The organism is Azonexus sp. MM2026_4, assembly GCF_055901855.1.
Genome location: NZ_CM148380.1, coordinates 1321737 through 1337314 on the forward strand (window position 1 = coordinate 1321737; position 15578 = coordinate 1337314).

Consider the following 15578-nt stretch of genomic DNA (forward strand, 5'->3'; position numbering starts at 1 on the left):
TCAAGTGATCCGCAGTCCGGTGATTTCCGCCAGGCTGCGCTTGTCCTCGCTGCGTCCGATGAAGTAGTCGCTCAGCCAGGCTGATTCCTGTACCTGGCCGAGACTGGGCGCGGTCGCGTTCCAGTCCACCGCAGCCACCGACGAAACCAAGGCCTTGCCCTGCGCGAGAAGCCCTTCGCCTTGCGTCGGCAAGGCTTGAGCTGACATGCGACCGGGCAGCAGCGACTCGACCTGCAGGCACGATGCGCGATCATCGCGCCCCCCGCCCAGGCGGCCAACCTCAAGCGCATGCCGGCCCGCCACCGTCAGCACGATCGTCGCGCGTGCGGTACGCCGACCGTCGCTGACCGAATAGACGAAGCTGTCGCTGCCCTTGAAGCCAGCTACCGGGGTGTAGCGGTAGCTGCCGTCGGCGTTGCGCGTCAGCTTGCCGTGCGCCGGCTCGCCCAGCGTCAGGGTCAGCGCATCGCCGTCAGCGTCCGTGGCCAGGCTGGCAAAGTCGATGCTCACGCTGCTGCCCGACTGCACCTGATAGTTTGCCCCCTTCACTTGCGGACCGCCGTTGGCCGCCAGCACCGTAACATCAATGCGGGCTTCGCTCGTCGCCTGGGACTGATTGGCCTGCTCGGTCGAGGTCGCCACCACCTTGAGCGTGAAACTGCCGCTGTAGTCGGGCGCCGGCTGGAGGCTCAGCTTGCCCAGATCCCAGCCGTTGACGTCGGCGGTAGTGTTGCCGGCCGTGGCGGTGAAGCTGCGCGTGCCGTCGCTGAGCACGGCGCCGACGGGGATGTCGGCGATACTGAGTTTCAGCGTCTCGGAACCGTCCTGGTCGGTGAGCGTGGCGGCAATGGTGGACAACGGGATGGCCGTGTTCTTGAAGCCGGTGTTGGCCGGCAGCGACTCGCTCAGGACGATGTCGTCGATCATCATGCCGCGGCCGTTGGCGTCGAACTTGGTCGCTTCCGAGACGATGCGTATCGTTTGCGCGCCGCCCTTGCCGACGAACTGGAAGCTCCTGGTCTGCCAGTTGAGCGCGTTGGTGCCGCTGGTGCTCTGATCGCCGCCGATCTTCACGCCATCGACGTAGATGGCGATCCTGGTGTAGTCCGCCGTGTAGCCGAGGCGGCCGGCCAAGTCCAGGCTCAGCGTGTAGGTGGCGCCGGCCACGGTGTCCACGCTGCGTTCGATGCCCAGCGTCTGGGCCATGCTGCCGGTTGAGTTGTTGAGCTCCAGCCAGTTCTTGCCGTTGCCGCTGGCGGCGCTGACCGTTACCTGCCGGTTGGAGGCATTGGACATCTTGTCGCCGGTGCTCCAGATTTCGAAGCCGTTGGCGCCGCCCGACTTGGCGTCCGGTGCGGTGAGCAGGGTCCAGCCTTCCAGCGTGCTCTGCTTGACCAGCGTCGAGTCGCTGCTCGATGCGTTGGCCGCGCTCTCCCAGCCGGTGCGGAACAGCTCCCAACTGGCACCGCCCTTGTCGGTGAGCGTCAGCATCGGGGCGTCGGCCACGGCATTGACGATCAGGCGCAAGGTGGCGACGTTCGAGTCCTGCTTGCCGTCGTTCACCACGTAGGTGAAGCTGTCTTCACCGCTCCAGTTCGCAGTCGGGGTGTAGGTGTAGCTGCCGTCGGCGTTCTTGACCAGCGCACCGTGGGCCGGTTGGCTGACGATGCGCAGCGTCAGCGCATCGCCATCGACATCGGCGCCACTGGCCAGCGGCCTCAGGATCACGCTGCCGTCTTCGTCGAGGCTGGCGGTTTCGTCCTTGGCCGTCGGCATGTCATTGACCGGCAGTACCGTCACCTGGAGCGCGGTTTCGGTCCGGGCCTGGGCCTGATTGGCTTGCTCGGTCGCGGTGGCCGCCACGGTGAGCATGAAGCTGCCGTGGTAGTCCTGCGGCGGCAACAGCGTCAGCTTGCCCAGATCCCAGCCGCTGACATCGGCCGTGGTCTTGCCGGCCGTGGCGGTGAAGCTGCGCGTGCCGTCGCTGAGCGTGGCGCCCAGCGGCAAGGCTTCGACGGTGACGGCCAGGGTTTCCGAACCATCGGTATCGGTCAGCGCGGCACTGATCGCCGACAGCCGGATGGGCGTGTCTTCCAGGCCGGTGTTGGCCGGCTGGACCACGCTCAGGGCGATGTCGTCGATCATCATGCCGCGTCCGTTGGCATCGAACCTGGTCGCTTCCGAGACGATGCGTATCGTCTGCGCGCCGCCCTTGCCGACGAACTGGAAGCTTCTCGTCTGCCAGTTGAGGGCGCTGGCGCCGCTGGTGCTCTGGTCGCTGCCGATCTTGACGCCATCGACGTAAATGCCGATCTTGGTGTAGTCCGCGCTGTAGCCGAGGCGGCCGGCCAGATCCAGGCTCAGCGTGTAGGTAGCGCCCGCCACGGTGTTGACGCTGCGTGCTATGCCCAGCGTCTGGGCCATGCTGCCGGTGGCGTTGTTGAGTTCCAGCCAGTTCTTGCCGTTGCCGGTTCCGGCGCTGACGGTGGTCAGCCGGCCCGAGGCGTTGGCCATCTTGTCGCCCGTGCTCCAGATTTCAAAGCCGTTGGCGCCGCCCGACTTGGCATCGGGCGCGGTGAGCAGCGTCCAGCCTTCCAGCATGCTTTGCTTGACCAGCGTCGAGTCGCTCGATGCATTGGCCGCACTCTCCCAGCCGGTGCGGAACAGTTCCCGCGTCTCGCCGCCGTTGCCGGTCAGCACCAGGGTCGGCGCATCGGCGACGGCATTGACGATCAGCCGGGCGGTGGCGATGTTCGAGTCGGCCTGGCCATCGCTCACCACATAGGTAAAGCTGTCTTCGCCGCTCCAGTTGGCAGCCGGCGTATAGACGAAGCTGCCGTCGGCGTTGTGCACCAGCGTGCCGTGCGCCGGCTGGCTCAGCAGGCGCAGGGTCAGCACGTCGCTTTCGGCGTCGTGGTCGTTGCTCATCACGGCGAGCGTGATGCTGCGGTCTTCGTCGACCGTGAAACTGTCGTCAGCCGCCACCGGCGCATCATTGACCGCCGTGATGGTCAGACGCACCACGCCCGTGGTGCTGGCGCTGCCGTCGCTGACGCGCCAGTCGAAGCTGTCGTCGCCGGCATAGTCGGCGGCCGGACGATAAGTCCAGGTGCCGTCGGCGTTCTGCGTCAGGCTGCCGTGGCCGGGCGTGCCGGCGGTCACGGTCAGCGCGTCGCCATCGACATCGCTGGCGGCGCCGAGCAGATCGATGACCACACTGCCGTCTTCCAGCAGCGTCGTGGCGATCGGCGTGATGACCGGCGCGTCATTGACCGGCTTGACGGTCAGCTCCAGGCGCGCGGACGTGCTGACCTGACCGTCGCTCACTTCATACTCGACGACATCGGTGCCGTTCCAGTTGGCGGCCGGTACATAGGTCCAGGTGCCGTCGGCGTTCTGCGTCAGGCTGCCATGTTTGGGCATCGCGGTGATGCTGGCGCTCAGGACATCGCCATCGACATCCGTCGCCTCGGCCAGCAGATCGATCACCAGCTGGCTGTCTTCGTCGAGCGTAAGGGTGCGCGGCGCCACCGCCGGGGCGTCGTTCACCGCCGCGATGCTGATGCGCACCGTGGCGATATTCGAGTCGATCTGGCCGTCGTTCAATGCATAGGTGAAGCTGTCGTCGCCGTGGTAATCGGCCGCCGGGTGATAGACGAAGCTGCCGTCCGCGCCCAGTTCGACGCGACCATGCGTGGGACCGGCGACCAGTCGAACGCTGAGCGTATCGCCATCGACGTCCTGCGCACCGGCCAGCACATCGATCTGCGCCTGACCGTCTTCGTCCATCGTCACCGCCTGATCGGCCGCCACCGGCGCGTCGTTCACCGGCTTGACGGTGATGACCACGCTGGCCGAAACCGAGACGGTGCCGTCGCTGACTTCGTAGTCGATGCGCTCGCTGCCGTTCCAGTTGGCGTCGGGCGTGTAGGTGTATTGACCGTTCGCGCCTGCGGTCAGTTGGCCATGCAGCGGGCCTTGCTTGATGGTGACGCTCAAGAGGTCGCCATCGACATCGACGACGCCTGCCAGCAGATCCAGCACCAGCGGCTGGTCTTCATCCGTCTCGGCCTTCAGCGGCGGGACGACCGGCGCATCATTCACCGCCGTCACGGTCAGCGTCACCGTGGCGATGTTGGAGAACAACTCGCCATCGCCGATCCGGTAGGTAAAGCTGTCAGTGCCGAACCAGTCGGCGTCCGGCGTGTAGTGCCACTGGCCGTCGTTGCCTTGCTGCAACTGGCCATGGGCCGGGCCGGCGACCACTTCGGCGGTCAAGACCGTGCTGTCGACGTCATGAGCGCCGCTCAGCAGGTCGATGGTCAGTGACACATCTTCCGTTGTGATGAGCTTGAGGTCGGCGGCCACCGGGGCGTCGTTTACCGGCGTGACGGTGATGTTGACCGTGGCGGCGTTCGACACCACCGAGCCATCGCTCAACTGATAGCTGAAGCTGTCGCTGCCGCTCCAGTCGGCCTGCGGCACGTAACGGAAGCTGCCGTCGGCGTTCAGCGTCACCGTGCCGTGGCTCGGGCCGGTGAGCACGGCGGGCGCGAAGCCCGCCAGTTGGGCGTTGATGTCGTTGTCCAGAACACGGATGTCGACTGCCTGATCCTCGGCCGTGCTGGCGCTGTCATCCAGCAACTGCGGCACTTCGCTCGCTGCCTCCGCGCCCAGGCGAATGTTGCGCACCGTGACCTGGCTGCCAGCCGCGCCAAAGCCGATCAGATCGAAAGACAGATTGACCGCCGTACCCTCGGCAATGCCCGACAGATCGACCAGATACGTGCGGCTGCCATCGGCGTTACGCTTGCTGGTCACCGTCTGGCCGATATGCTCGCTGCCATCGGCTTGCAGGTTGAGGAAGGCATCGTTGCGCGTCAGCCCGGTCGTACCGAGCAGGGATGCACCGCTGTTGGCGTCGAGCAGCGCCGCCTCGAAGGCGTCGTCCGGAGCATTGTCGACATCGTCCAGCCCGATGTTGGCCAGCGTGAAACTCAGATACTTGTCCGTCGGACCGAGGACGAAAGCCTGGTTCAGGCGCGTCTGCGTGCTGGTCTGTTCACCGAGCAGCGCATCGTTGCCCGACCATTGCACGCTGCCGGTGGTCGCCCAGTTGGTCTTGGCGTCGAAAGCGGACAGGGCTGCGGCACCCGAAGCAGCGAGGGGCGCTACCGTTACCGACTTGAGACTGACCGTATTGCCGTAGAAGGCGCTGTTGTCGAAATCCGGACCTAGTCCGTCCCAGGCGGGGTCGAAACTATCAGCAACTTCCGGCGCATTAACAATTAGCGACCACCCAGACTCTGGTAGATAGATATGTGACCTATACCAATTTATCGTATTGATAATGCTGCCGTTCGTTTGGCTCCCAAGCGCCGCGCGTAAGGTCACCAACTGATCATCAAGAAATGGAAGCCGCCCGTCACTACGGCTCCAGCTTCCCATGATATTTTGAGATTTACTTACAAATTGAACGCCCAAAACAAAATAGTCGTCATTCAACCCCAATGTGTGACCAAGTTCGTGAGCTGCAATCCGCTCAGCGGTATCCGAAAACTCGCCAGCAGGATTATCTCCAGTAATAAACGCTGCGACCCCAATCCTCACCGTAGTCACTACGAGATTGTTCAGCGCTTGAGTGAACGCCGATTGCTCAGCGGCCAAAGGCAAATAGGTATTCCCTTGCAGCAAACCGTCATACCAATCAGGTTTCGCGAAGGATCCGGACTCCATATCACGCACCGTAGCGCCAAGACTATACCCATCGAGGTACATCCCCCATTTGATGTACGGTCCTTCTTTGTCAAATTTCGGAATCGGTGAGTCCTGATTGTCGTCATCAACGAGACCCTGCCCGTTGAAGGATATCCCCTCGACACCAGCATAATCCTGTTCGAGTTTCGTTTGTATTTCGATGCAAAGATTGTCCAAGTACCGATTAAACGCATCCTTAAGCGCGTTTGGCGGTGCATCGGCCTTAAGCAAGGCCCGATCTGCTTCGGACTGAAGGAATACTCCAAATTCCTTCTCGAATTGCTCAGAAGCAGTCCATGATGCCGTGCCATCTTCGCTTGTATAAACCCAATTCCGCTTCCCATTGGCGTCGGGATTTGCTCGTTTCAGGCTTGTCGAAATAAGTTCGGTCAAGCTACTCTTAATACTTTCGAATCCAAGACGCATTACCACCGGTTTGGTTTTCTTGCCCTTAACGTCGAGCGTGCCAATTTTCAATCCAGATGCTGTCGAAATAATCAACTGATCAGTTGAATAAGATGTATTAAATTGATCGAATCCATCTCCACCTAACCGTGGGTCAAATGTCCACGTCGCCGTTCTGATATCACCAGCTACAAGTTTGGTGTCTTCCAACTTCTGGTAACTAAACTCATCGTTCGAACTTCCGGTAAACATTAGGTGCAACTTGTCGATATCGGGCAAGTACATGGTCACCTTCTTGGAACGAACCACTCCACCGGTTCCATCAACCAAAGTATTTTCGAACATGGCAGACTTGACATTGGCGACCTCGCCAACAAGCGGACCGTATGGCTGCACTACCTTTTCAAAATACGCGGGATCGGCCATCTTGAGCGCAGCCACGGCATCGGTAGCGTCCACCCAGCGCACGATCTGGTACTTATAAACGGTCTTCATCGAACCCTTACAGACGGTGACAGTGACCTGAGTCCCGTAGAGTTCGTCTTCCGTCAGCGCAGAGAAGCCGTTTTGTCCATACATATCTTTCAGCGTCTTCGCATCGATCTTCAGCTTCCATTCCTGCCCTGGATTGAGCGTGAACTGCGGCTTCGAATCGAGTTCGGCACTGCCAGCGAGAACTTTCAGGAAGCGCTTTGCCGGACCATCGACGTCTATCGTAATCTCAGTGGTGACATTGGGAGAAGCCGAAGCCGTCACCTTGAGGTCGATGACGCTTTCCCGGGACTCACCACTGCCTGAGGTAATTTCCTTGTCTCCGACGATGAAGACCTGTTGCTCGATCACCTGATTCGGATTGGCGTCGAAATAGGTGCCAGCCTGATTTTGCCCGATCTGGGGTAACAGTTGTTCGGCGTTCTGAGGCAGCTTGATGTGCCTGGACATCCGCTGTTCTTCGGGTTGCGCCAAGGCGGCGTCGATCAGTGCCTTGATATTCCAGGCGTGCGTCTGGCTTTCCAGCTGAACATTGGCACCCGGCGACATGATGTTGCCGCTGAACCAGCCCTGAAGTTGGCCGAGCAACACCTTGCCTTGCGCTCCCTGCGCCACCGATAGACTGACAAAACCATAGCCATCGATCGGCAATGTCGCTCCTATGTACTCCGCTGCCCCAAAGGGGTCTCTGACAACACCCAGCTTGCCGCCGACATTCACCTTCTTGGCCGACGCTGACCCACCAATGGCAATGGGAGCGCCGAGCGGCGTATAGATGAACATTGGCGCCTCATACATGGCCTGCCAATACGGGTCCATCGAGTGGCAGTTGTCGTCCGAAACAATGGCATATTCGACGCCATCCACTTCAACGAGCACGGCACTGGAGGCGCGCTGGATATCGAGTCGATCAACGCGAACATCCTCACCGTTCTGGAACATCCGGATTGCGCTCATCTTGGCACTGGCTATCCCGTTGTTGCCATCGCGTGTCAGTTCCAGGGTTGACAAGCCACGGCTGTAATCCATGACACTGCAAACCAGATAGCGGTTCGCGTCCTGCGTGGCAGAGATCGTCAGCGGCAGTTTGCCGCTGAGGCCATCGCTCGGCAACTGGGCAATCACCGGCGCACCGATGACCCCGGTCTTCATGCTGAGCGATTTCAGGTCCAGTACCAGCACATCGCCCCGCTTCTTGGCGTCGCCCAAATGGAAACCGTAGGCCTGTTTCGGCGCGGCAACGATGAGGGTATTGCCATCGGGGCCGACGACCATGCCGGTCACGCCATAGGGCATGGCCTCGATGCCGGTTCCCTTGATCGTAATGACGGACTTGAACTTCTTGCTGCCCGGATCGATGTCCATGACCAGCAAGCGGCCAGGTCCGCCGTAGCGCGCGCCTTCGCCGATGATCAGGCGCTGTCCGGCAATGGCCAAGCTCGCGACACCCTTGCCAGCCGGCACGGTGATGGTGTCGATCAGACGATAGGTAAGCGCGTCGATCATGAACACCACACCGTTGCCGCCCACAAATACCGTGGACAAGTCTTCGCTGAACACCACCGGCTGAACCTTGGATCCAACCAAATAGGAACCGCCGAAATCGTTGCTACCCAGTTGGTCGAACAAGCGCACCGAGCCCACCGTGGCACCATCGGTTTGGCGCACGAACTCGATGCCGGTGCGCGTCATGGTTGCGGCGAGCAAGGGCTTGGGTTGCAGGTGCACGATGTTGCCGGCGAATTCGTGCGGTGCGTCCGGAACCACAAAGCCGCCGGGAGACAGGGTGTAGACCTTGCGTACCACCTGCCAACCCACACTACCGATGGCCACCCCCTTGGGCGGCTTGACCACGACGACGCCGCTGGCGGTACCCGGAAGTTCCTGAACATCCTGGGTCGTTCCATCGGCGAACACCACCCTCACTTCCAGCTTGTCCAGGAATGCCTTGGGGGACGGGTTGTCGATGGTGATCTGGAGCGTACCCACGTCGCTGACTTCAGCCGCAGTAATGTTGGGTATCACCACGGTGCCGTAAGGATTCGTCACCGGCGGGATCTTTTCGTCGAGATTCAGCTTGAAGCGATCACTGGGATCCACCTTGGGCAAAGGTATGTCGACGAATTGGGGCACGCCGAAGTGGTAGTTTGCGGCGGTACCCGTCGTGGCGGACGATGCGATGATGCCGATCATGGACGCGGTAACGGCGACATCCATCATGAATGACGTCATGCCGATGTTACCGATCATCAAGCAGGAACCGCCGTCGCCGACGACTTCAAACGGACCGGCGATGACCCCTGGCAGTTTGGCGCAAACGACGTATTCCCCGGAGGCATCGAGGCCGTTGTAGGGCGGGCTGGCGGTGCGAGCGACGCCGTCGGAACCGATGAAGCCGTTGTCGACCAGCCACCAGATATCCTTGAAGCTGCCGTCGGCTTGCAGCGCGCTGCCCTTGCGGAAGAACAGCACTTCGTCGCCGGGGTTCAAGCCGTTGCCTCCTTGCACGGGCACGGCCAGTTGTACCGGATAGTTGCTGCCACTGGCCCCGATATCGAGCCGGAAGGCGCCGATGGTTTGCAGGACGCTGGATGCCGGCAGATCGCTCATGCCGGTCACCTGGGTGACCTGATCGACGGCGATGCGTTCGATCGCTACCGGCGTATCGGCAGCCAGCGCACCGGCGCCGATCATGACCATCTCGCCGGTTGCCGTGGCGACCACGCCGCCGACATCGTGCATGACAGTGATGGCCGAGGGCGTTGCCGAGGTCGGATCGTTGTCGGTCAGTTGCGCGGCCTGCACCGTGAGCTTGATGTCGGTCTGGCCGATAACTTGTTCGGTCAGTTGATCGAGACCATTGACGCTGCTGGCCAGATGGACGATGGAGACCGTCACGCTGCCGGCACGCTTGGCGGTAATCAGACCGTCGGCGCCGACCGTGGCAATCGACTCGTCGCTGCTGAGGTAGCGCGTGCCGCTATAGACCGCCGCCACCGGGTCGATGGTGAAGTCGATCGTCTCGCCGGTGCTGTAGGTGTATTGCTCGACCGAGCCGGCCTTGGCCGCGACGATCGTCTGGCTTGCGCTATGGATATCGACCGAGGCGCCGCTATCCGGATCGAGCCAATGCACTTTCAGCTGCCGGGTGCCGCCCGGCGTCAGCGTCAGGGTGCCGGGGTAGACGTCGGGCTGTATGGTCGGCTTGCCGACCACGGCGCTGCCGGCGTAAAGCGTCAGATCGGCGGCATCGACGACATTGACCGCCGCCACGGCCTTGACGACACGGCCGTCCTGGTCGACGCGACTGACCATCACCAGACCGGCACCGGTGGTGACGGCATGGACGACATCGTTGGCATCGTCGACATGCAGCGTATCGCCAGCCACCGAGCCCATGGCACTCACCTCGGCGGCGGCGCTGGCGATGGTCAGATAGCGTCCGTCAGCCGAGACATCGACGCCCTTCTGGTCCTCGAAGTCGGCGGTGGCTCTGATGCGCACGGCCTGCCCGGCGTTGAGCTTGCTCAGCGGCGCGAGATGGATGGCCAGCAGTTTGGCGCTGCTGACATTGACGCTGAGTTCGATGGGCGCACCGGTAGCGAAGCCGTCGTCGGCCTGGACGGTGATCGTGGCCTGACCGGTGTAGCCGGCTTCGGGCGTGAAGATCAGGTGGGCGCCGTCGGTCGTGAAGACCGCCGTGCCGTGCGTGGTGCCGAGCACGCGCCAGAAGATCTGGTCGCCTTCGAAATCGTGGGCGATGGCGTCGAGCGCGGCCTGTACCGACAGGTCGGCGTGGGTCTTGATTTCGGCGGTCGTACCCGTCACCGGCGCGGTGTTGGCGCGCCAGCCGTAGTTGGCGTAGAGGATTTGACGATCGCCGGCGTTCACCACGCCGTCGCCGTTAAGGTCGCCGATGGCCGCGCCGTTGGTGAAGGCTGCATCCCAGGCCTGGCTGTCGTTGCCGTCGATCCTGCCGTCGCGATCGAGGTCGCCGGCCAGGGTGACGGCCACGCTGGCGTTGCCCGCGCCCGAGAGGCGGATCAGCTTGACGCCGGCTTCGGTCACGCGCAACAGCAAGGTGCGCTTGCCGTTCACCAGCGTGTCGCCGACCACCGTGCTGCCGGTTACTTCGACGTTGCCCGCGCCTTCGATGCTCAGGGCGACGATGATGGCGCCTTGGGCACCGGAGGTCTTGATGCTGGAAGCGAGTTCGGATTCGCGCACGGCGAAGGCGATGCTGGTGGTCTGGCCGGCGGTGAGACTGCCCTGCCACGCGTTGGCGCTGGCCCAATTGACGGCGGCGCCGAGATTGGCGCTGATGGTGTCGCTGAGCAACTGGCCATTGCGGTCATAGGCGTAGGGCGTGCCCATGTCGGCGGCGTCGAGCCGGCGGGACTGGACCAGGCGGTTGCTCTCGTCATACTTGTAGGCGATGCTGGCGCCCGGACCGCTGACGCGCGTGATGCGGCCCTGCGCGTCGCGGATGAAGTCCACGCGTTCGCTGGCCTTGCCGGTGACGGCGACGATGGCGGCGTCGGAGACGATCCATTGCGCGCCGTCGGCGAACTCAACGCTGCTGATGCGGCCGTCGGTGTCGAGGCGGTAGCGCGTGCCGTCGGGCGCAGTCAGCGTATAGCCGGTCGGCACCCAGGGCAGGCCGGTGATCTGGTCGTAGAGGTGATTGCCTTGGCGGATCAGCGAATCGGCGCGCTCGCCGCTGCCGCTCGTTGCTGTCAGCGTCCAGCCCTGATCGCCGGCAAACACCGGATGCCAGACGGTGGGCGCGCCGGGCTCGTTGCTCAGGCGCTCCGACGTGGTGCCAAGCGTGAAGCTCAGATCGACGCTGCCGGCAGTGCCGAAGCTGGCCGGCACTTGCAGCCAGACCCGGGCGCCGTCCATCCAGGCGGCGGTGAAGCCGCTCTCGCTCAGCGCCGGCTGGTCGGTGGTGAGCCGGGTTTCGAGCACGGGCAGCTGCCAGTTGCCGAAGTCGCCGCTGGTCTCAGCGGTCAGATCGATGCTGCGCTGGAGCGCGAAGGTATGACCGCCGAGCGAGAAGCTGGCATCGGTCACGGTCTGGATGTCGAAGTGCTTGCTGGCGGTATCGATCACGACCAGGGCTTCGATTTCGCGGGTGCGGCCGACGAGATCCCAGGCGCTCAGGCGCAGCTTATACACGCCGTTGGCGAACTTGGCCGGGTCGAGATCGCCCAGGCCGATGAGTTCGGCTACCGTCTCAGCGGCGAAGTCGTGGCGGCTCAGCGTCTGCCAGCTACCCGAGCCGTTGGCCGGGGCGATTTGCAACTGGTAACCCATCAATTGAAGATCGGCGATCTGCGCCGAAAGTGCGGTCAGCGCACCCACTTCGACCGGGCGGCTGCTCGCGGTGGCGCCAGTCAGCGCGCCTTGCCAGGCCAGTTGCGGAGCACTGGTATCGGCGGGGTCCTTGACGCGGATGGTGTGAACCTGCGTGCCGACGAAGCCATCGCGGTCGGTGGCGGTGACGCGCACGTCGATCAGGCCGGGAGCCGTCGGCGTCAGGCGCAGACGCCCGGCGCCGTCGAGGGCGACGGACTGCCAGGTGTCGCTGCCAATGCCGGCGCCGCGGACTTCGACGGCCACGCTCTGGATACCGCTCCAGGCATCGGCGCGCACGTTGGCGACGATCAACTGGCCCGGCAGCGCGGGCGTGCTGGGGGTGGTGGCGACCAGGATGCTCGGCGCGTTGTCGGCGGCATCGGCCACCACACGCAGGATGAAGGTCTGGCTGACGGCGTTGCGGCCGTCCGAGACTTGCGCAGTCACCCAGGTGTCGCCGGCCTGACCCGGACCGGGCGTCCAGGTCAGGCGCCGGGTGGCGGCGTCGTACACCGCACCTTCGGGCAGACCGGTGAAGCTCACCGTCAGCGCCTGGGTCTGCGCGTCGCCATCGGCGTCGCTGACCACGATGGCCTTGCCGCTGGCGCTGCCGCCGAGTTGCACAGGCATGCTCAGCGTCTGGCCGATCAGCACGGCATGATTGACAGTCGCAATCTGCGGCGGACGGTTCACGTCGAGGACGCGCACTTGCACGGTCTGCGTGCTGCTGGCGCTGCCGTCGGTGATCTTGAAGGTGAAGGTGAAGGCCTGGCTGTCGTCGGCCAGGTTGTTCACGACATCCTTGCCCGGCGTCCATTCAAAGTAGCCCGAGACCGGATCGAAGTTCACGCCGGCTGGCGTGTTCTCGTCCTGGATGAGCGAGAGTTGGGTGGCATCGCCATCGGGATCGCCGGCCACCAGCGAGAAGCCCAGCGTGTCGCCCTCGCTCACCAGTTGCAGCGGCTGCGGCAGGATGCGCGGCGTCTGGTTGACATTGGCGACCTTGATTTCAAAGCTGCGCGCGAACTGCGCCATGCCGTCGCTGGCCGTGAGACTGAAGCGCCAGACACCGGCGCTGCCGGCATTGCTGTCCTGGGCGGCGAAATAGTCAGGTACCCAGTGCAGCAGGACACGATTGCCGTTGGCGGCGCTCGGCACTTCGAGCGTCATGTTGCGCGGCAAGTTGGCGGCCACCCAGTCGATCAGGTCAGCATCGGCATCCTTGGCGAACAGTTCCAGGGTCAGCGCCACGCCTTCGGTAGCGCTGACAGCGATGGGTGTGGCGGCATCGTTGCTGTCGGTGACCTGCGTGCCATTGACCTGCACGCCCAGCATTTCGGGCGCGGCATTGGACTCGCGCACGACAATGCGCAGCGTGTGGCGGCTGACATTGGCCACCGGATTGTCCGGATTGACGTAGCCGGCGTTCTGCGGCGGCAGGCCGCTGTCGCTGACGACGATTTCGACATCGCGGCTGCCCAGGTCGGCGGCCGTCGGCGTCCAGGTCAGCAGCGCCTTGCCGTACTGCGCCAGCGGCGTCAGCGTGGCGCCGATGGGCAGGCCGTTGGCCGAGAAAGTCAGCGCATCCTGATCGAGATCGCTGACGTCGATGGCCACCGACAGCAGCTCACCGGCCACCGCCGCGACCTGCGTCGGCGCGGCGATCACCGGTGCTTCGGCAAGACTCTTCACCGTCAGCACGAAGCTCTTGGCCTGGGTCAGCACTTGGTTAACATCGCCGTCGCCATCGTCCTGCGCCACCACGGTGATGGTGTAGTCGCCGCGATCGTTGTCGCCCGGCGCGAAGTGGAGGGTGCCCGTCGCGCTGCCGTTGGCGGACGGATTTTGGGTGTACGTGGCAAAGCGCGGCAAGCCGACCACCGTGACCGTCAGCGGATTGCCGTCGGCATCGCCGATGACGACCGGAATGTCGAGCGTCGCGCCCTTGTCGATGATGGCGTTGGCGATGTCGCCGATCACCGGGGCCTGGTTGGCGTTGACGACCACGATGGGCACGACCAGCGTGCTCACCGCCGGGGTACCGGTGCCGTCGCCCGTATCGGTGGCCTTGACCGTGATCGAATAGCTGCCGGCCTGGTGATAGCCCGGCGTCCAGACGATCTCCATGGTCTCGGCATCGAAACTGGCCCCCGCGGGCAGGCCCGTGACTTCGTAAGTCACCGTCGGCGCGGTGGTATCCGGCCCGGTGGCCGGGGCTGTCGGCGACGTCCTGACCTTGGGCTCGAAATCGGGGTTGTCCGGATCGAAGGCGAAGACGCTGATGCGCAAGGCCTGCCCTTCCAGCACGTTCCAGGTCTGGGCTGGCTCGAAGACCGGCGCGCCATTGGCGTTGAGGATGTTGAGAACGATGTCCTGGGTGACGCTGGTGCTGATCTCATCGCCGTCCGGCGTCGTGTAGGTGGCCGTCAGCGTCACCGGCATGCGCAGATTGCCATGCTGGTTGTAATCCGGCGTCCACTCGAACCAGCCCGTCTCCGAATTCAGCGTCGCGCCGCCCGGCAGCCAGGGCGCCGAGTAGTCGAGCTTGATCGTCGTGCCATCGAGTTGCGTCAGCCCGCCCGGCATGCTGCCCGCCAGTTGCAGGCCGTACTTGTCGCCTTCGCGCAAGGTCTGGGCCGGCACGGCGGCCAGCACCGGCTTGGCGTAGCCCTGCGCCACCGTGATGCCGAAGCTGCGGCTGACCGTGGTCTTGCCATCGCTGGCGACGACGATGATTTTGTCGTAACGGCCGGCCTGGTCGTAGCCCGGCACCCAGGTGAGCAGACCCGTCGCGGCGTCGAAGACGGCGCCGGCCGGCAGGTTGCGCACGGTCAGGGTCAGCGCGTCGCCATCGGCGTCGGCCGCCGTCAGCGGCAGCGACAGGGTTTCGCCTTCCTTCAGGGTGATGTCGTCCTGGACATCGAGCACCGGCGCGTTGTTGCCGCCGGCCACCGCCAGTTGGTAATGCTTGGTCGCCACGCCGCCGCGACTATCCTGCACGCGCACGACGATCTCGGTATTGGCCAGATCGCGCGCGGTCGGCGTCCAGTTCAGGGTAGCGATGGCGTGATAGCCGACATCGTCCTGGCTGTATGTCGTCGGCGGCGTCAGCGTCACGCCGGCCGGCGCCTGCACCAGCTCCCAGAAGAACTGCGTGCCATCGGTATCGACAGCTTCGATCTGGCCGGTCCAGGCCTGACCGGCGGTGGCCGCCGGTAGCGCGTAGGCGCCGGCACTGTCGCTGCCGGCAACGGTGAGTTGCGGCGCCACGTTGGCCTGCGGCATGGCATAGACGCCGTGGCCGAGGTTGGCCTTGACCAGATCGGCCATGCCGGCGCGGGTGGTGAAGTTGGCCACTGGCACGAGCGTCACCGTCTGATCGGCCAGCGTCGCGCCGACCGCGAGCTTGTTGCCCTGCGCTTGCAGACCGGCGCTCAGATTGAGCAGCCAGAGGTCGGACTGGTTGTCGGTGCCGGGCGTGGCGCCTTCGATGCCGTCGGCGAAATAGCGGCCCGGATCGAGCAACAGCATCAGCGGACCGCGCAAGTCGTCGGTGCCGATGTTGG

Annotated in this window: 1 protein-coding gene (only partly in view); it reads right to left on the reverse strand. The window is 63.9% G+C overall.

Annotation, left to right across the window (positions count from 1 at the left end):
- Positions 1-15578 carry the end of a tandem-95 repeat protein gene (locus tag AC0KWY_RS06160; RefSeq protein ID WP_474028757.1) on the reverse strand. The gene runs 21013 nt beyond the window's last position, so only the last 15578 of its 36591 coding nucleotides appear in the window; its start codon lies beyond the right edge, outside the window; it ends in the stop codon at positions 1-3.